General features: G+C 67.3%; 17 protein-coding genes and 1 pseudogene. 3 read left to right on the top strand and 15 right to left on the bottom strand.

Going from position 1 to position 17,603, the window contains the following annotated elements:
- Positions 1 to 84 precede the first annotated feature (84 nt).
- From ACOOGH_RS16020 to ACOOGH_RS15970, 11 genes are all read right to left on the bottom strand, one after another.
- Complete coding sequence (locus ACOOGH_RS16020) at positions 85 to 1,857, bottom strand: carbon starvation protein A (protein ID WP_420449866.1); 1,773 nt, start codon at positions 1,855 to 1,857, stop codon at positions 85 to 87.
- Entirely contained in the window at positions 1,854 to 2,876 is a 1,023-nt protein-coding gene (locus ACOOGH_RS16015) for an ArsA family ATPase (protein ID WP_420449865.1), read from the bottom strand. The genes ACOOGH_RS16020 and ACOOGH_RS16015 overlap by 4 nt, the downstream gene beginning before the upstream one ends.
- A complete protein-coding gene (locus ACOOGH_RS16010) occupies positions 2,870 to 3,154 on the bottom strand; it encodes a cory-CC-star protein (RefSeq protein WP_420441910.1) in 285 nt (94 codons plus the stop codon). The genes ACOOGH_RS16015 and ACOOGH_RS16010 overlap by 7 nt, the downstream gene beginning before the upstream one ends.
- A gap of 84 nt (positions 3,155 to 3,238) precedes the next feature.
- Positions 3,239 to 4,456 carry an ATP-binding protein gene (locus ACOOGH_RS16005; RefSeq protein WP_420450153.1) on the bottom strand — a complete coding sequence of 406 codons (1,218 nt, stop codon included), beginning with the start codon at positions 4,454 to 4,456 and terminating at the stop codon, positions 3,239 to 3,241.
- A 291-nt stretch (positions 4,457 to 4,747) separates the two neighbouring features.
- Positions 4,748 to 5,899 (bottom strand): amidohydrolase family protein, encoded by a 1,152-nt coding sequence (locus tag ACOOGH_RS16000; RefSeq protein WP_420449864.1) that lies wholly within the window; start codon positions 5,897 to 5,899, stop codon positions 4,748 to 4,750.
- Positions 5,896 to 7,347, bottom strand: coding sequence for a gamma-glutamyltransferase (locus ACOOGH_RS15995; protein WP_420449863.1), 1,452 nt, complete (start codon positions 7,345 to 7,347; stop codon positions 5,896 to 5,898). Before ACOOGH_RS15995 ends, ACOOGH_RS16000 begins: the two co-directional genes overlap by 4 nt.
- 215 nt (positions 7,348 to 7,562) lie before the next feature.
- Positions 7,563 to 7,700 carry an HU family DNA-binding protein gene (locus ACOOGH_RS15990; protein ID WP_420450152.1) on the bottom strand — a complete coding sequence of 46 codons (138 nt, stop codon included), beginning with the start codon at positions 7,698 to 7,700 and terminating at the stop codon, positions 7,563 to 7,565.
- Between the two features lie 458 nt (positions 7,701 to 8,158).
- Positions 8,159 to 8,356, bottom strand: a complete 198-nt coding sequence (locus tag ACOOGH_RS15985) for a hypothetical protein (protein WP_420449862.1) — start codon at positions 8,354 to 8,356, stop codon at positions 8,159 to 8,161.
- The gene (locus tag ACOOGH_RS15980; protein ID WP_420449861.1) at positions 8,344 to 8,826 is read right to left on the bottom strand and encodes a hypothetical protein; all 483 of its coding nucleotides are present in this window, start codon (positions 8,824 to 8,826) and stop codon (positions 8,344 to 8,346) included. Before ACOOGH_RS15980 ends, ACOOGH_RS15985 begins: the two co-directional genes overlap by 13 nt.
- 794 nt (positions 8,827 to 9,620) lie before the next feature.
- Positions 9,621 to 10,196 (bottom strand): hypothetical protein, encoded by a 576-nt coding sequence (locus ACOOGH_RS15975; RefSeq protein ID WP_420449860.1) that lies wholly within the window; start codon positions 10,194 to 10,196, stop codon positions 9,621 to 9,623.
- 201 nt (positions 10,197 to 10,397) lie between these two features.
- Positions 10,398 to 10,805, bottom strand: coding sequence for a hypothetical protein (locus tag ACOOGH_RS15970; protein WP_420449859.1), 408 nt, complete (start codon positions 10,803 to 10,805; stop codon positions 10,398 to 10,400).
- 167 nt (positions 10,806 to 10,972) lie between these two features.
- On the opposite strand from ACOOGH_RS15970, the gene ACOOGH_RS15965 reads away from it, so the two are divergent.
- Together ACOOGH_RS15965 and ACOOGH_RS15960 are read left to right on the top strand one after the other, a co-directional pair.
- Positions 10,973 to 11,239 (top strand): type II toxin-antitoxin system PemK/MazF family toxin, encoded by a 267-nt coding sequence (locus ACOOGH_RS15965; RefSeq protein WP_420450151.1) that lies wholly within the window; start codon positions 10,973 to 10,975, stop codon positions 11,237 to 11,239.
- Between the two features lie 694 nt (positions 11,240 to 11,933).
- Positions 11,934 to 12,101 (top strand): annotated as a pseudogene (locus tag ACOOGH_RS15960) (IS21 family transposase); the annotation flags it as partial.
- Between the two features lie 50 nt (positions 12,102 to 12,151).
- Here ACOOGH_RS15960 and ACOOGH_RS15955 read toward each other — a convergent pair.
- Together ACOOGH_RS15955 and ACOOGH_RS15950 are read right to left on the bottom strand one after the other, a co-directional pair.
- Positions 12,152 to 12,877: a tetratricopeptide repeat protein gene (locus ACOOGH_RS15955; protein WP_420449858.1), complete on the bottom strand. Its 726-nt coding sequence runs from the start codon at positions 12,875 to 12,877 to the stop codon at positions 12,152 to 12,154.
- A 439-nt stretch (positions 12,878 to 13,316) separates the two neighbouring features.
- Positions 13,317 to 14,738 carry a relaxase/mobilization nuclease domain-containing protein gene (locus ACOOGH_RS15950; protein ID WP_420449857.1) on the bottom strand — a complete coding sequence of 474 codons (1,422 nt, stop codon included), beginning with the start codon at positions 14,736 to 14,738 and terminating at the stop codon, positions 13,317 to 13,319.
- Positions 14,739 to 14,979: 241 nt separating this feature from the next.
- On the opposite strand from ACOOGH_RS15950, the gene ACOOGH_RS15945 reads away from it, so the two are divergent.
- Positions 14,980 to 16,140, top strand: coding sequence for a tyrosine-type recombinase/integrase (locus ACOOGH_RS15945; protein ID WP_420449856.1), 1,161 nt, complete (start codon positions 14,980 to 14,982; stop codon positions 16,138 to 16,140).
- A gap of 65 nt (positions 16,141 to 16,205) precedes the next feature.
- Here the strand turns inward: ACOOGH_RS15945 and ACOOGH_RS15940 are convergent, their stop codons facing one another.
- Positions 16,206 to 16,544 carry a hypothetical protein gene (locus ACOOGH_RS15940; RefSeq protein ID WP_420450170.1) on the bottom strand — a complete coding sequence of 113 codons (339 nt, stop codon included), beginning with the start codon at positions 16,542 to 16,544 and terminating at the stop codon, positions 16,206 to 16,208.
- Positions 16,541 to 17,371, bottom strand: coding sequence for an alpha/beta hydrolase family protein (locus tag ACOOGH_RS15935; RefSeq protein WP_420449855.1), 831 nt, complete (start codon positions 17,369 to 17,371; stop codon positions 16,541 to 16,543). The genes ACOOGH_RS15940 and ACOOGH_RS15935 overlap by 4 nt, the downstream gene beginning before the upstream one ends.
- Positions 17,372 to 17,603 lie beyond the last annotated feature (232 nt).

The raw sequence follows: 17,603 nt of genomic DNA, 5'->3' as shown, positions 1-17,603 counted from the left end.
CAAGTCGAGCGGCCCCGAAGAGATGCCCGATGTAGGTCATCGCAGATTGAACTTCCCAGCGGCTTGTCGGCGGCCGTGACGCCTCTAGACCGCAGCCCTTCCCGCCCGGACCCTTCGGATGGCGGCGGCGCCCTCGAGGAGGAGCCAGATCTCGAGGATGAAGATCGCAGCGCCGATCACGAGCAGCATCCACTGGTTCGTGCCGAAGAAGCGGTCGAGGTTGATGATCATGGCCCAAGTCGTCATGAGAAGCAGGAACGCCATCGGGATCATCGTGACCCAGTAGGGGCGTCCCTTCCGCATCAGGAAGAGCGACACGATCAGCAGGGTGAGGCCGGCCAGGAGCTGGTTCGTCGTCCCGAACAGCGGCCAGATCATCATGCCCCCGGCGCCCCGGTCCGCCGAGAGCGCCAGAATCGCGCAGCTGACGACGGCGATCGCGGTCGCGACCCACCGGTTCTGGATCGCCTTGACGTTGTACTCGGCGCCGAGTTCGCTGATGATGTAGCGCTGGAGCCGGATCGCCGTGTCGAGGGTCGTCGCCGCGAAGCTGATCACGACAACGGACGCGAAGATCACGGCTATGCTCTCCGGGATCCCGATCCCGCCCGCGAGCACGCCCACGCCGTTCACGAAGGCGGTCGTGGCGCCGGCCGTCGCCGCCTCGAAGCTCCCGTAGTGTTCCTGCCACAGGACGAGGCCCTGCGCCGCCCCCACATCCCGGCTGAGATAGATCGCGAAGCCCGCCGTACACGCGATGATCGACGTGACGGCAAGCGTCCCCTCTCCGATCGCCCCACCGTAGCCCACGTAGCGGGCGTCCGTCTCCTTCGCCAACTGCTTCGATGAGGTCCCGGATCCGACGAGACCGTGGAAACCGCTGATCGCTCCGCACGCGATCGTGATGAAGAGGAGCGGCAGCCAACCCGGCGTGTCCGCCGGCAGACTGGTGTTGACCGTCGGCGCCACGACCTCCGGGTTCACGACGATCACGCCGAGGCTGATGATCCCGAGCGCCACGAACAGCTGGTGCCCGTTCACGTAGTCGCGGGGCTGGAGGAGCAGCCATACGGGCAGCACCGAGGCGACGAAGGTGTAGGCGAAGAGGATGGCGATCCACCCCACGCGCCGCCCGTCGGCCGCCGCCGCGTCCCCCGCGGCCGCCGCATCTCCTCCCGCCGCGGCCAATTGCGCCTCGGTCGGGCTGAACCCGATGAAGTCCGGCAGCATGAACGGCATGTCCTGCCCGAACCAGATGAGCACGTACAGCGTGGCCAGCGCGCCCAGAGATGGAATGAGGATCCCCGTCCCCGTGCGGTAGATGAGGAACCCGACGATGAGCGCGATGACGAGCGATCCCCACACGGGAACCACGGCGCCCGGGTTCGCCATGAACAGGTTCGCGATGATGACGGCGAACACCGCGTTCACCATGAGGAGGAGGAAGAAGATGATGAGGAGGAAGAGGACGCGGGCCCGCTTGCCGAGGATCGACTCGGTCAGCGTCCCGATCGACCGCCCCTTGTGGCGGCTCGAGATCCAGAGGGCGGCGAAGTCGTGCACCGCTCCCGCGAACACCGTCCCGAGCACGACCCACAGGAAGGCCGGCAGCCAGCCCCAGATGACGGCGATCGCCGGTCCCACGATCGGCGCCGCCCCCGCCACCGAGGTGAAGTGGTGGCCGAAGAGCACGTGCTTGTTCGTCGGCACGTAGTCGACGCCGTCCCTGAACTCGTGCGCGGGCGTGACGAAGTCCGGGTCGAGCTTGAAGACCTTGCCCGCGATGAAGCGCGAGTAGATGAGGACTCCCGTGAGGAAGGCCGACAGACCAATCACCAGCAGGACGATCGCGCTCATCGGACAACCTCCTCCGCAGTATCGATTACGGGAACCCGCCTGAGTGCGTCCACCCCCACCGGATCGGCGTCCTGGAGGTCGACGCGGAGGACAGGCCAATCTCCGAGAGACTGTGAGATCCTCGCAAGATAGGCAGCCTGTCGTTCGCGCCTGGCCGCGAACAATGGGTCCTCTCCCGCCCCGCCACCGCGCTCCGGGAGGACCAGGTTCACGACGATGGCGCCGACCGGGACGCCGTGCTTCGACAGGGCTGCGACGGCCTTCTCCGTCTCCCAGATCGGCAGCCGTTCGGGGATCAGGACGAAGACGAACGCGGTCCGCCGGGAATCGGTGAGAACCCGCCGCGCCTCCTGGAAGCGGTCGCGCCGGTCCTCGAGCGCCTGCAGGAGGGGGTCGTCCGTGAGGTCCGCCGCCTCGGACCCCGCCACGTTCTTCCACATCTGCGAGAGCGCTCCGACCTTTTTCCGCCGCTTGATGAGCCCGCCGATCCAGGTCGTCATCAACTCGGGCAGAGAGAGCAGGCGCAGCGTCTGGCCGGTGGGCGCCGTGTCGAACACGATCCGGTCGTAGTCCTCCCCCTCCTCTTCGAGGATCCGCGTGAAGCGGTCGAAGAGCGCGGATTCCACCGCCCCGGGAGAGACGCGCGCGATGTCGATCTGCCGGTAGACCTCGCCCAGCAGCCGGGGAGGCGCGGCCGACTCCACGCGCGACTTCACGGCCTCGATGTAACGGTCCGCCTCGCGCTCCGGATCGACCTCCATGGCCCAGCAACCTTCGGCCACTCTCCGCGGGCGGTGGCCGAGTTCCGCCTGGAGTACGTCGCCGGTGGAGTGCGCCGGATCCGTGGACACGAGCAGCGTCCGGTGCCCGCGCGCGGCCATGTCCAGCGCGGCGACGGCGGCCATCGTCGTCTTCCCCACCCCGCCCTTGCCGCCGAAGAAGAGGACGGGCCGGTCCGGAAACGGCAGCGGGGTCGTCGGCGGCGCTCCGGTCTCGCGCGAACCCTCGTCACTCAGCAACAGCGGAAGCCACCCTCGGGCGGGTGCTCCATCCCGACCCGGACGTGCCACTCGTGAAACTCTTCGATGAGCGACGGATAGAGTTCGAGCATGTAGAACTGCACGGGGTTCGGCACGCCGAGGAGGTCCGAGAAACCCATGAGCATGAACGCGTCGTGCTGCCGCAGGTACTCGCGGTGGATCGTCGCGCGGTAGGGGGCGATGTACAGCCCCTCGTAGATGTCGCGCGCCTCCCGAAGCCAGCGGCGCCAGCGCGGCGCCGGCGTTGTTACAACCATGCGAGCGTCCTTTGATCCAGATTCCGTTTAGAGTCGCAAAACGGAAGAAGCGATTCCGAAATCCCTCGCACGGCATCGCTCACGTCACGGTCCGAGCGCACCGATCGGAATCACGGCGACGCCGTCCTTGCGAGTGTATCCGTACCCGGTCCCGACGATGACGCCGAGCGCTGCCGGTTCCCCGCAGCGTTCCGTGTCGATCCTGTCCGCGAACTTGAGCAGGCTGCGCGCGGCGTCGTCGATCCGGCCCGTCCCCAGTTTGATCTCGAACGCGGCCCACCGATCCGGCCCGGCGTCCACGATCGCATCGACTTCAAGGTTCGTTTCGTCGCGGTAGTGGAACACGTCCGCATCCATGGCCTGGGCGTACACGCGGAGATCCCGTACGACCATGGACTCGAACAGAAAACCGAACCACTCGAAGTCCCGAAGGAGGTGCCCGGGGGTTGCCCGCAGCGCGGCGACCGCGAGGGAGGGATCCACAAAATGCCGCTTGGGTCCACGTCGCAGGCGCGACCGCGACCTCAGCCTGGGTGACCACGGCGGCTGGTCCTCTACGACCATGAGGCGCTCAAGATTGGTAAGGTAGTCACGCGCAGTGCGATTCGTCATCGCCCCATCCGGGCCGGCGACATCACGTCTGATGGTGGCGAGCGATGCGCACGTAGCGATGTTCCGAGCCAGCGAGCGGAGGAAACGGCGAATCCGGTCCGGATCCCGCCGGACGCCGTCCACTCGTCGCAGGTCGCTCCGGCAGATGTTCTCCAGGTAGTCCCGGCAGGCGCTCAGCGCCTTCTCCTCCGGAGAGCGGTGGTGTTCCGGCCACCCGCCGGCGCACACCAGTCCGGCAAGCCGATCGGCGGACAACTCCACGTTCGGGCTGCGGACGGTGCCGCCGTGGACCACGTCCCGGAGCGAGACACCGCCGGTCGAACGGCCAAGTTCGAACAGAGACATGGGACGAAGACGAAGTCGGCTTATGCGCCCGGCCCCCGTGTGCCGGGTTACGTCATCGGGCGGAACCGCCGACCCCGTGAGAATGAAGTGACCCCTGCCGACGCGTTCATCGATTGCACGGCGAACGTGGTTCCAGATCCGGGGCTCCACCTGCCACTCGTCGATCAAGCGAGGGGTTTCTCCCTCGAGGATGAGCCGCGGGTCGACGGCCATCATGTCCCGTGCCTGTTGATCGGCATCGAGGAACACGCTGCTGACGGCCACTTGTCGCGCCAACTCTGTCTTGCCGCAGGCTCGGGGGCCCTCGACCAGAACGCCGCCGGACCAGGAGAGGCGCTCCGTCAGTTCTCGATCTGCGACTCGATGAACGTAGGTGTTGATATCGATCCCATCGGTTCGAAGCGGCTTGCGACAGGCGTTGAGAGGGTCGCGATGATCGAACCATAGCCTTGGAGCAGTGCGCTTGCAATCTCCATGGCCTCGTTTGCGGCGCTCTCAGGGTCTCGTTTACAACGAAACCACGGCTTTGTTTGCGGCTTATCCAGGGCCTTGTTTGCGAGATTCTCGTGGCCTTAGATTGCAGATTCCCCCCCTGAGAGTGTTGCAAATCCCATGTTTGCGGCCCCACGACCGAGTTCAACCTCCTGTGCGGCCAGCCAGCTGGCGCCGTTCCCAGGCGCGGACGCGGGGGATGGCCGCGTCGAAGATGCGCTCATAATTGAGCCGTTCGACCTGGGACCGTACTTCGGGGTCCAGACGCTCCCATAGCCGGGCGTATACCGTGTAGTTGGCCACGTAGGCGTCCCAGTCGGCGGGGGCCACGGCGTCGGTGCCGAACAGGAAACGCGTCGGGTGACGTTCGATGAGCGTGGCCCACGCTTCGAGGGACGCTTCATCGCCGACCACGTACTTCGCGACTTCGTCCCACGAGATGTCCAGGGCCACGTGGTCGTGGCGCGGGTCGGAGAGCATGCCGTCCAGCCAGCCGACGTGGCCCTCGGACGGGGCGATGAAGCGGCCGAGGCCGGTGTGCGCCCAGATGATCGTCGTCTCCGCGTGGCGGGCGAACAGGTCCAGCAGTTCCTCCGCGTGATGCGGCGGGTCGCTCGAGCGGACATGGTCGATGTCGTTGTGGAGGAGGACGACGAGGCCGATCTCCGCCGCCGTGGCCAGGATCCGGTCCAGGGCGGGGTTGCGCAGGCTGGCCGCGTGCCCGGACACCTTGGACGACACGAACTCCTTGTGGATGCTGAACTCGCCGATGCCGGCGAACACGCCGGGGAAGGTGAGCAGGACGCGCTCGATGTGGTCGGAGGCGTACATGTCCGCCGGGTTGAAGCCCGTGATCATGGGGTCGACGCGGCCGCGGTCCTCCTCCGGCAGCGACAGATACTCCCGCGCGATCACGGCGTCCACGAACGAGTAGTAGTACAGGTCGGCGTTCGTGCTCAGGTAGTAATCGGGGGCGTGGTCGCCCGACAGGAAGTAGTCCCACTTCTGCTGCAGCGGGATCCCGAACATGGCCACGCGCCCCACCCGCCCGGCGGTCATGTCCAGGAACTCGCGCGCCGTCAGGCCGCGCTGGATGTAGTTCAGAAGATGGAAGTGGGAATCGTTGAACAGCACGGTTCCGAATGGCGTCGCGGTCCCGGCGGGGGACGGGGTCGGCGCTGCAGCGGTCGGCGCGTCGGGCGCCGCCGCCGGGACCGACGGGGTCGCGACCGGACCGCGGCCCGTCGCGCAGGCCGCGAGGAGCACGGACGCCGTAAACGCGCTGAGCCGGCTCACCACGCCACCGCGGCGCTGTTGTTGCGGTTGTGTGACGCCGCGCGCAGCGCACCCGTCTGCGGATCGCGCGAGATCGCGACCCACAATCCCTCGCCCCCGAAGCGGGCCTCCGTGGGAAAGATCTCCTCGTAGGCGTAGCCCGTCCCGTCGAGGACCTCGCGCGGGAACTTGCCGCCGGGCACGCGGAAGGTCATTTGACCCGTCGCCGGGTCGGTATTCGGCAGGAAGAAGTCGGGCGTGTCGATCGCCTCATCCACGGTCATCCCGAAGCGCATCACGTTGAGCAGCCCCTGGAGGGTACGCTGGTGGAGGCCGGACCCCATCGAGGCGAAGCCGAGCACGGGCTCCCCGTTCCGGAACAGGATCCCGGTCTGCGTTGGCGCCGGCAGCCGCGAACCCGGCTCGAGGCGGGCGATCTGCGCCTGCTGAAAGGACGCCGGGTCCCCGATCGTGATCCCGTCGACCACGATCGCCGTCTTGCCCCACAGGACCGCGTTGATGCTGTGCGTGATGGCCGCGATGTTGCCGTCTGCGTCGATGGCGACCACGTCGTCGGAGTGGCCGGGGCCGCGCGGCGCCCAGTTGCCGAAGGGCAGACCGGCCTGGATGACGTCCCAGAGTCGTTCGGCGTGTTCCGGCGTGACGCGCGCCGCCGGAGTAAACTCGCCGCCCACCAGCGACGCGGCCATTTCCGGCGGCAGGAAGTCGAGCAGCGAGGCGCGGGTCACGTCGAGCGCAGTCCGCAGTGCCTCCGGCGATTCCGTCCAGTGGCCCCCGTCGAGCAGCCCGGCAGCCGCCGCGAGCCGCTGCGCCTCGATCATCGCCACCCCGCCACTGTTGGGCGGCGGGTTCGTGTACAGCTCCCAGCCGTCTCCCAGCTCCGCCACGAGCGGCTCGTCCCAGATGACGTCGTAGGCCGCGAGGTCCTCGACCGTCATCCGGCCCCCGTCGGCCTGGATCGCGGCCGCCGCCTTCCCGGCCCACGGCCCGCCGTACATGTAGTCGGTCCCCTGCTCGGCCACCGCCCGCAGCGTCGCGGCGAGTACGGGCTGACGCAGCACGTCCCCCTCGACGTAGGGCGAACCGTCCTCCTTGAGTAACGTCTCCTTCGTCTCGGGGAGCCGGGCAAGGTCCGCGGCCCGTCCTTCCCAATAGCCTTCCACCTTCTTCGAGATCGGGAAACCCTGCTCGGCGACGTGGATCGAGGGCTTGAAGATCTCCGCCCACGGGAGCCGTCCGAACCGTTCGTGCGCGGCCCCGACCCCCTTCATGAAGCCGCCGACCAGCGCCGTCCGGCCGCTCACGGCGGTCCCGTACATGCCATCGGGCGACGAAAGGTCGATGCCGCCGGGGATGTTCGCCGGATCGTCCTCGCCGAGCACCGTGTTCCACTCGGCGTTCATCGTGTGGACCCGATCCGTTTCCGCGTCGTAGTAGACGAGCGACATGATGCCGAAGTATCGGAGTACGGTAGCCGAAGATAACGGCAAGGAATCAAGTAAGTTCAATAGGGACTGCACGATCTGCCGTCCTTGCCGTTGGTCTGGCATTCGATTCCACCGCGCCAAAACAGCGGCAAAACCACCTCAGTTTGCGGGAAGTTGCGGGAGCGGAAAACCAGCCCTGAGCCCATCGCGTCCCGGCACCGAGCGCATGTCCCGGTCTATGCAGAGACGTTCCCCCGGGTCACTCGGTCGCGTAGCAGTCTCGATGGCTTGAAGTCCGGCACGGCGCGGGCGGCAACTCTGACCGGTTCGCCGGTCTTGAGGTTTCGGGCGGTGCGGGCCTTGCGGTGCCGCACCTTCAAGGTGCCGAATCCCCGGATCTCGATGCCCTCTCCGCGCACTAGCGCGTCCTTTCACGGCGTCGAGAAAGGCGTCGACCACGAGGCCGCAGTCCTTCTTGGTGACCCTTGGGCCGACCGTATCGGCGGCCCGCTGAACGAGATCGACTTTGGTCATATCTTTCTCCCACGCTATCAGATGTGTGGCCAGTTCTTGTCGTTGTCCACGCTCGATCCACCGCTGCCGAAACCTGGAGCGGCCCCCGAGTCCGGGGGAGTTTCGGCCGTCGAAGCCATTAGGACGGTTTTCGGGACCGCCTCGGGGGCCGGGAAGGCCACGGAATCGCCCTCCGCAGCCGGAACCGGCCCGGATTCCGCGTGTCCCGCGCCGGGGGTAGGGGGCCCCCGCCCCGCGTCGGGAGCCCCCGGGCCCTCGAAGCGCTTAGACGCGCTCCCAGCGCCCCCGCCCCTCGGGGTCACGGAGCCCGCCGCCGTGTCTCGAACCCGTGAGCTGTGAGCACGGCCGCCGCTTCCTCGGGGCCGGACACGTCCGCCTCCCGCTCGCGGCCGTCACCGTCGCACCAGCGCACCCGCCGCACGTCCGGAGCGACGGCCACGGGGTAGAGCCTCGACAGTCCGCGAACGTCCAGCGTCCAGCCCGTCACTGCCCGCATTCATTGACCCGTAGATACTCGTCGATGAATTCGTCCATAAGCTCGCCCTCCATCCCGGACACGCGGGCGAGGTCCGTGACAGTCGCGAAAGTGCTCCATGTGACAGCCCGCCCCATAACTCCTTGGAGGGTAACGGCGGGTCGGTGGAATCTTAGCGCGAAGAAGATTCCACCGTTCCCAACGGGATCAGCGGAGATGGTCAGCAGGTGCATCGAAAGGTTGTCGGCGGGATCATAAATTCGCGCCGCTCGCAGGCGGCTCGTCATGGCTTGCCGGTTCCCTTGATCCATGACGCCCACCGGCGCACAATCTGTAAAGAGTGCGAAGCGGTCCGACGATTCTTGCGATTCTGGGCCGATCTCTCTTATGGGGATGCTCCCGAAGTCTGTGTCTTGGGCAGCGAGAGGGGCTAGGAGGATCGTTGCCGCGAGCGCCACGCCAACGCCGAAAATCACCGCACGGGGGGTCACTTGCCGCCCGCCTTCCGCCTCGCGGCCCGCTCGCTCGATTCCAGCGCCGGCCGTAGGGCTTGTCTGCACCAATCGGCCGGGCTAATCGACGCCCGTTCCGCCGCCCTCGCGATGCGAGCCCGGAAGCCCGCAGGAACCGAGACGGGTTGCCGCTCGGGGTATGATCCGCCGCCACTCTGTCCGCTCGCCACCGTCTACCGCCCTTCTGTTCCGGCCCACCCGTACGGGGGGGCCGGGAAGGATGCACCCTCGGGGTCGTGTATCGCAACGTAGCGGGTTTCGCGGTCGGGGCGTCGGCCAACCTCCGGCCCCACCGCCCGCAGCGACGGCGCCAAGCCGCACGCCTCATATGTTCCGGAGACGAACGCCGCCTTCTCAGCGACGCTCAGTCGCTCCGGCCCAAGAAGTCTCTTGGGGGGGGGCGATCTCCACCTCCTTCTTGCCCAGCAGCTACTCCAGACCCCGGATCCGGCGCTCGTACTCCTTCACCGTCGTCTCCTAGGCGAAGACTCCGGCGCCCGGTCCACGAACCGCCGCCTCCAGAGCTTTACCGAGTTCGGGACCCCGTAGGCCTTGGCCACCTGCCCAAGTGTCTTCTCGCCACCCAAGACCTCCAGCACCACCTGTCGGCCTTCAGCCTGGGCGTGTACCGCCGCCGCGCCATGTCGACCTTCTTCCAGACTGCCAGGTTCTACCCTGAGCAGCACCGCACCCGGAGGCCAAACGTCACAATGGTGGGGTATCCAGGATCTGGGGGTCATATCCCAACCTCAACCAGATCGGCAGGCACGCGATCAGTAGTTGGCGCTTCGACCCCGCCTCGAACCGACGACCTGCTGTACAAAGTCTCTGAGGCCCTCGGAGTTCAGGCTAACTCCGAAGACGCTAGGCCTGATCTCCACAATCCTGCCGAGGTCCAGACTTGCTCTGCGTACGATCCGATGGGCTCGCCGAAAAACATCTTCCTCCGGCTCAGAGGTGATCAGCCTCGCCACATCCTCGAGCATCCGACCAGCCTCCTCCTCGCGCCCACGCAACGGGATCTTGATCTGGAGCCACGGATGCTTCCTAGGGTCGAATGTGTCGAAGTCGCGGTTGATCATCAGCAGGCTTGGTGTGCTCTTGATCTCCTGCTTCGCGGATCGAGTCCAGCGCTTGTCAAGAACCTGCCTTCGAGTCGCCTCAACGTCGCCTGTGAATGGTCGTATGAGCGCGCCTTCACTCTGCAGTTGACGTGCGAAGCGCTCCAAGCTTGCCCTCAGAGCGTTCGAGAACTCCCGTTGTTCTTGATCAAAGTCTTTGAGGAGTAGGAAGAAGAGGTACCTGTAGCGACCGCGAGTGGTGGACAGATACGTGCTCGTGATGATCACGACGACCGCCGCAGAAGGACGCGAGACGTGTCCGAGCTGGATTCCATCCCCTGCCGAAGCAACGACAGGGTCTCCAACGATAGCTTCACTAGTCAAGGCCTCGCTTTCTGGACTCCGCCCTCCAGGCTCCTCGCTCGCGCTCTCACCGAGCCAAGGCGAAACACTGCCGACGGGCACGTATTGGAAGAGGCTGTCTCGCAGTCATGGCGCGCACTCCTCAAGCCACCGGGCGTATACCGGAGAGGGTTCGGCCGCATACGACGTCTCCGGCCCCCGCTTCGGCGGCTCCAGCGTCGGATCCAGTGCGTGACGCAGCAGATCCTCATAGTAGCTGCGATACAGCGTCATCTTAATCAGAGCGTCGGTATCCGGGTAGGTCGGGTCGGCGGCGCGGAACGCCCGGTGTTCCGGCCCCGCGATGGGCAGGTTCGGCCGGTACAGCCGGGCAGTATCCAGCGCGGCCAAGGCTTCCTCAAGTACAGCCCGTGTCCCGTCATCCGGCGCGCAACCGGTGCGGAACGTACCCCGCTCCCGCACCTGTAGTAGGCTAAGGCCTATCGTGATCGCCACGACGGTTAGCGGTGGGATCCGGAGCGCCCCGTTGCTCATCCTTATTCGTTCTTCTCCTCGTCCCGGCGTTTGCGTGGCCAGCAGCCAAGCTGGTGGCGAATATTGTACCGATCCGGATTTTCTGGAAAGAGGGGACGGCTCAACCATCATGCCGCCCGGCGGGTGAGCTTCTCGCGGGCACGGGCCGGGGTCAGGTACCCGTGCCGCTGGAGGAGCCAGCCGCGGTTGTAGCGCTCGATAAAGGCCCCGATCAACGCCCGCAGGGCGATATCGTTCTCGTTTCGTTCCCCTTCACCGATCTCACTTCATACAAGAGACGCCCCGCTCTGGTCCTTTCCCCGGATGCCTTCAACGCCGCTGGGCGGGATCTCGTTTTGGCGGCCATCACCTCGCACATCACGGATGACTCCAATGCGGTGCATCTCCGGTGCGGCGACTTCGCCGAGGGTGGCTCCCCAAGGCATCGATGGTGAAGACGACCAAGCTGTTCACGATGCACTCCTCGCTGATCGTCAAGCCGATCTGCGTCCTCAGGATCGAGAAGGTGGAGGAAGTCCTGCGGTCGGTGCACGGGTTCTTCTCCTGAAGCCATGGACACGGGAGGGAGGCCCCAGCGGCCGACATCGGAAGGGCCGCTGCCGGCGGTGACCACCGCCGCCGCCGGATCACGTCGCCGGAAGTGCTGGTGCGGCGTCTGCTCGCGCTCGACTACGTGCTCGAACATCCCCGCTTGCCGTGGCTGCCGACCGAAACGGACCGGGTGGCCGCCTTCGAGGCGCTCGGGATCGAACGGGGGATCCTTCCCCAACGGGTCTACCGGGGCGCGCTCGGCGGCCTCCGGCGCTTCTTCCCGCTCGGGCTTCCCATCGCGCTGGACACGGAGCGCGCCGTCTTCGTCTACGCCGAGCCGGGCCACGAGACCGCGACGGCGCTCCGTTCGTGGGGCGCGAAGCACGGCGATCTCTGGAAGGCGCTCTGGGACCTGGGCCTCAAGATCGAAGTGGTGGCGGTCGTCCGGAGGTGGAAGGAGTACGGTAGGACGAGCAGGGTGCTGACCAACTGGTCGCGGTATCCGCGCCCGTCCGAAATCGACGAGGAGATCCGGCGCGACCTCGCCCGGATCGAAAAGGCTATCCTCGGTGGGGATGTCCGCACCCTCGACGAATACGGGCCTGCCGTCCGTACCGGGCGCAGACGAAGGGGAAGGTGGAGCGTCCGATCGGCTACATCCGGAAGAGCTTCTTCTACGGCCGGGAGTTCGTCTCCGACGCTGACCTCAACGCCCGGGCCCAACGCTGGGTCGAGGGCGCGAGGCGAACGTCCAGAATCCCGGCCGTCACGGCCCCGCCTCCGGTAGCTCCACAATGGGCCGGGGGATCACTGCGTCAGGGTTGGTTTATCGTCCGCAGAAGCTCGACGCTCAACTCTTGAGCTCGTGCCACTTGCTCGCTGGTCATCCGACGTGACAGCTGATCCTTGCCTACTTGGGCGGCCAGATCGCCCTGTGCATCGGCGAGATTCATCCAAGCATAGGCGAGCACAAAGTCCTCTGGAACTCCCTCGCCGTTGGCGTACATGGTCCCGAGGAAGTACTGAGCGCTAGCGTAGCCCTTTTCTGCGGCGGCACGGTACCAGCGGATGGCTTCAGCGTTGTCCTCTGGAATGCCGCTCCGCAAGTCGTACTGGAAGCCCACCAAAAACTGGATCGTCGGGTCGCCCTGTTCGGCAGCGGCGCGGTACCAGCGCGCGGCCTCGGCGTAGTGCTCTGGAACTCCCTCCCCATAGGCGTACATCGCCCCGAGGTGGTACTGGCCGGAGTCGTCGCCCTGTTCGGCGGCGGCGCGGTACCAGCGGACGGCTTCGGCGTAGTCCTGCGGCACGCCCTCCCCGAACCGGTACATGCCGCCGAGGCGGTCCTGAGCGCTAGCGTCGCCCTGTTCGGCGGCGGAGATCAGCGCTGCGAGGCTATCCGGGGAGATTTCGTCGACGAGCGGCGTGTTTGCCTGCTGCGCACATGCCGGCGCGACCGCCGAAGTGGCCAAGAAGACCGCGACCGCCGAGATGGCCGTAGCTATTGCGGGAGACAGGATTATTTTGAGTCTGCCGTCCATGCCGAGCCTCCATACCATCCGCCATCCCATAAGCCTCCCCCGTCCAGCGCCGCCAGCGTGGCACCGCGTCACGCGCCTGCTGTCGACGGCCTTCGCCCCGCCCGACAGGGCCAACCCGGACCGGCACCAATTCGTAGCGTGCCGCCGGGTGCGGGGCTTCGTCAACCCCCAGGATCACCCGATCCGGGCTCGCCTTCGGGCCACCGCCCCGGCGTCGAATGCGATCCGAGGCTACCCCCATCGGCGCGCGGTCCGTCTCCGCCCCGCTCCGCCTGGCCGGAACCAGCAGGAATCCACGCGGCGCGCGCCCATGCCGCCGTAATCGATCAATACTCCGGCACCTGTCCTCATAAGCCCGCAAGGCATGGCCGGAGTTGCGCCAGTGCCTCCCCACCGTCTGCTGGACGGGGTCGGGTTCGCCTGGGCGGGGAGTTAAGGATCATCGCTCGAACCCTCCCCCGCCACGCTCGGGGCCTCTGGGCCGGGGCGGGGGCGGTACAACGATGCGGGTGATGGTCTGGCAGCGCTCCCGCTCCCGTGTCTGTTCGCGCTCCCTCATCGTCTCCCGCACCGCCCATGCGTTCCGCTCCGCGTCCACCAGCCTACTTCGATAGAACTTGTGCCCACGGCGCTCGATCTCCCGGGCTCTCTCGCCGTGTGCCTTGCCCAACTCCGCCCGCTCGTCCCTGTGGTACCGGTCGAGATCCTCGCGCCAGCCCTCGACCAGATCCTCCCGGCCCCGGATTGCCCCGGCCAGTTCCCTGAGTGAGCGATCGAGCCGCCAGATCCGGAGCCGCCCGAGCACGGTGCGGCTCTCCCGGTCGAGCCGCTGCCGCATCTCCTCCTGCCGCTTGAGCAGTTCGGCCCATTCCTTCCGAGCCCGGCTCTCGAGGTGCTGGAGGCCCCTCTCGCGCCCGCCCGCGACCGTCTCCCAAGCCTCAGCCTCGGCGCGCCGCCATGCCTCCATGTCGACGCGCTCCTCATCGCGCGGCCCCCTTGCCCGCCTCGCCCGCCCGGGCTGCAACCCCTCGCGGCGGACGCGCGCACCAGTGGCGCGCTTGCTGTTGCCCAGCTTCGCCGCCTTCCCGGTCTCCGGATCGACACGGTTGGCGACCACATGGACATGGGGATGCCGGGTGTCGTCGTGCGCGACGACCAGCGCCTCGTGGCCGTCCAGCCCCAGCACCTCCAGGCTCCCGTCCACCGCGCGGCTCATCTCCCTCCGATCCGGCGTCTCGTCCTGCGCCCAACTGAGCGAGTAGTGCAGCACCGGCTTCGCCAGCTTCCGCCCCCCTGGCGACCCGCCAGCCAGCCGCTTGAGGTCGGGGGCCGCCTTCGCCGTCGCTGCCATCAGCCGCGCGGCCCGCTCCGGCCGAAACGTCGCGAGGTTGCGGGTATCGGCCCACGCGACCCGCTCCGAAGTCTCCGGACTCCGGTCGTCCGGCGTCGGGGAATCGTGCAGACAGTACGCCGCGGCACCGGCGAACGAGCGCCCCAGACTGTTGATCTTCGGGATCATCGGTCCAGCGCCTCGCCGCTCAGGAGATCGGCCGCAAGCTCGCCCACCCTCTCGACCGCCTCCAGCGTCCCGTCGGGCGCAGAAGCCCCCGGAGTTCAGGGCGCGAGCGATCTGGTTCAGATTGACGCCGATCCGGTGGAGTTCGACCCGCTCCCGGGCGCCGAGACGGTGAACGGCCGCCTCGCGGACCGGCTGCCCCAGCGCCCTGCGGCGCATGTAGCCGCCCTTCGTCATGCGGGCCGCTCCGGCCCGCTCGGCGATCTCGGCGACTTCCGCGGTTGTGACGCGCACCCCGATCGTGCGGATCCTGCGCTCGGCGTCGGGCTTCCGGGGACGAGCCATGTCGGGCGGCCTCCTCTGGTGGCGCGCGGAATGTCGTTCGGGGGTACGGGGGCGTCCCTCGGCCAGAGGTTTTCGTGAAGCGAAAACACATCTGGCTCCTCGGTAACCCGCAGAAACGACCGGCCCGAGAAGCGCCTCACGCGAAAGCGCGTCGGGCCGCCAACTCTGGACGACGCGCCCGCGCGTCGCGAGGTTTCAAACACGCAGATCGTGCAGTCCATCTTCGAGGAGGTATCGAACGATGGCACGCACGAAACGAAGTCGGCGCTCCTACGGCGCCGGCGAGTGGGGCCGCAACCGGGTCCGGGTGTTTCCGGACCCGAAGACCGGCCTCTTCCAGATAGAGTGGCGCGAGAACGGTCGAAGGCTCACCCGGTCGCTCGGGCACCAGGACTGGACCCGGGCGAAGAAGCAGGCGGACGAGTTCGCCGCCGGGTTCGTTGGCCCGGACCTGAACGGCAAGGCGGAAGCCGAGCCCGAGCCGCTCACGCTGGAAAAGCTCTTTGACATCTACGGTGAGGAGGTGACGCCCACCAAGACGGAACGGGTCCAGCACCGGGACAGAATCGGGACGAGGATGTTCCTCGACTTCCTCGGGCGGGACCGAAGGCCCGAGACCCTGTCCCGGCGCGATTGGGACCGCTTCATCCGGGAGCGCCGGGCGGGCAGGATCGGACCGAGCGGGAAGCCCGTGTCCAACCGCACCATCGAGTTGGACCTGCGGTTCCTTATCGCGGTGCTCAACTGGGCAACGAAGTCCAGGGACGAGGAGGGGAGGCTCCTTCTCGACTCGAACCCGCTGAGGGGCCTGAAGACGCCCAAGGAGAAGAACCCCACCCGGGTCGTCCTCTCCGAAGAGGAGTACCAGGCGATGCTCGGAGTGTCCCGGCAGGTCGACTGGCGGTTCCACGTCGCGTTCGTGCTTGCCCACGAGACCGGCCACCGAATCGGGGCCATCCGCAACCTTCGGTGGGGGGACATCGATTTCGAGGGCCGCGAGGTGCGGTGGCGCGCCGAGCACGAGAAGACCGGCTATGAGCACGTCACGCCGCTGACGGACGAGGCGGTCGCGACCTTGGAAAAAGCGCGCGGGAGCGGTGACGGGACCGGTAATGCCCCGGTGCTGCCTTCGTCGAGGGACGCCACGCGGGGCGTGCAGCGCGCTTCCGTCTTTCAGTGGTGGAGGAAGGCCGAGACACTCGCGGGACTGGAGCCGAAGCCGCGGCGGGGCTGGCACTCGCTGAGGCGCAAGTTCGCCAGCGACCTGATGGACCTGCCGCTCAAGGTGCTCTGTGAGCTTGGCGGCTGGCGGGATGCCCAGACGGTGCTCAGGTGCTACCAGAGGCCGCGCGCTGGACAACTCAGGAAGGCTCTGGACAGTCGGCCGAGGGTCCGCGCCTGACACTGAGTGAATCGGCGGGAATCAACCAACGGGAATCCGACCGCCGAATCCCGTAAGCTCAACGATCACAACGATATGTGAGTCAGATGCTGCTTGTCGAAGTAGCTGATCGGCGCGCCGGCGGTGAGCGCGACCTGCATGAGCGAGGTCGTCATCGCCGCGTCGATGGCGTTCCCTCCCTGCTTCAGCGCCTCCAGTCCGGCGCGCGCCGCGAGCCCGTTGTAGGCGACGGTGACCGCTCCGTTCTCTCCCGTCGCCACGCCGGCTTCCATCCGGTCCACGAGTTGCGCCTCCATGTACCGCTGGTAGTCGGCGGCCCAGCGCTCGGGCAACAGATCCACCTCCGCATGGCACGCCGCCAGCACCAGGACGGAGGCGAGGCACGCGAGGCGAAGAGCGCTCACTGGTCGGAGGTCGTGGAGGGACGGAGCCACTGCTCCCACCACTCGAGCTGGACCCACATCCGGTGCACCATGCGCCACGGGGTCCAGCCCCCGTGATAGGAATCGGGATAGCGGACGAACTTCGCGGGCACCTGCTGCTTCCGGAGCGCCACGTACATCTGCTCGGCCTCCTCGATGGGGACCCGGTGGTCGGATTCCCCGTGCACGAAGAGGGTCGGCGTCGTCACGCCCTTCGCGTGGATGATGGGGGAGGAACGCAGCAGGTTCTCCAGGCCCCGCTCTTCCCACGGCGGCCCGAAGAACTCGCTCTCCTTCGTGCGGGGGATGTCCGCGACGCCGTAGTCGCTGACCCAGTTCGAGATCGAGGCGCCCGCGATGGCGGCGGCGAAGCGGTCGGTATGGGTGATGACCCAGTTCGTGAGGTAGCCGCCGTACGAGTAGCCGGTCACGCCCATGCGGGCCGTGTCGATGTCGTAGTTCTCGATCGCGTGGTCGACGCCCGCCATCACGTCGTCGTAGTCGTTGAAGCCCCAGCCGCCCCACGTGCCCCAGCGGAAATCCTCGCCGTATCCGGTCGAGGCCCGCGGGTTCGTGAACAGGACCATGTAGCCCTGCCCCGCCAGCAGCTGCTGGTCGAACGAGAACGTGTTGCCGTAGGCCCCATGCGGCCCGCCATGCATCTGGAGCACCATCGGGAAGCCGCCCTGCCCGGCCGCGTAGCCTCGCGCCGGGAGCATCCAGCCCTCGACCTCGGTCCCGTCCGGGCTCCGGAAGGAGAGACGCTCGGGGCTCGAGAATTCGATCCCGGCCAGCAGGTCGCGGTTCACCTCGGTGAGCCGAACCTCGTCGCCCGGCGCCGCCTCTACGTCGGCGACCCAGACGTCGCCCGGTTCCGTTGGTGCCGTGGCCCGGAAGGCGACACGTGAGAAGTCCTCGGAGAAGGAGAAGCTGCCCAGCCGGCGGTCCCCCTCCGTCAGCTGCTCGACCGATCCTCCGGCCTCGGGAACCCGGAAGAGGTGCGTGTTGCCGCCCCCAGTGGACGCCGCCGAGCGAGCTTCC

Source organism: Candidatus Palauibacter sp. (assembly GCF_965213655.1).
Taxonomy (GTDB): domain Bacteria; phylum Gemmatimonadota; class Gemmatimonadetes; order Palauibacterales; family Palauibacteraceae; genus Palauibacter.
The sequence above is the reverse complement of the archived record's forward strand: the minus strand, read 5'-3'. Positions and strand labels throughout refer to the sequence as shown.

What these genes read in the sequence shown, in the direction of transcription:
- ACOOGH_RS16020 (WP_420449866.1), bottom strand. Translation starts at nt 1,857, where the DNA reads ATGAGCGCGATCGTCCTGCTGGTGATTGGTCTGTCGGCCTTCCTCACG.
- ACOOGH_RS16010 (WP_420441910.1), bottom strand. Translation starts at nt 3,154, where the DNA reads ATGGTTGTAACAACGCCGGCGCCGCGCTGGCGCCGCTGGCTTCGGGAG.
- ACOOGH_RS15995 (WP_420449863.1), bottom strand. Translation starts at nt 7,347, where the DNA reads ATGTCGCTCGTCTACTACGACGCGGAAACGGATCGGGTCCACACGATG.
- ACOOGH_RS15985 (WP_420449862.1), bottom strand. Translation starts at nt 8,356, where the DNA reads ATGCGGGCAGTGACGGGCTGGACGCTGGACGTTCGCGGACTGTCGAGG.
- ACOOGH_RS15970 (WP_420449859.1), bottom strand. Translation starts at nt 10,805, where the DNA reads ATGAGCAACGGGGCGCTCCGGATCCCACCGCTAACCGTCGTGGCGATC.
- ACOOGH_RS15955 (WP_420449858.1), bottom strand. Translation starts at nt 12,877, where the DNA reads ATGGACGGCAGACTCAAAATAATCCTGTCTCCCGCAATAGCTACGGCC.
- ACOOGH_RS15950 (WP_420449857.1), bottom strand. Translation starts at nt 14,738, where the DNA reads ATGGCTCGTCCCCGGAAGCCCGACGCCGAGCGCAGGATCCGCACGATC.
- ACOOGH_RS15945 (WP_420449856.1), top strand. Translation starts at nt 14,980, where the DNA reads ATGGCACGCACGAAACGAAGTCGGCGCTCCTACGGCGCCGGCGAGTGG.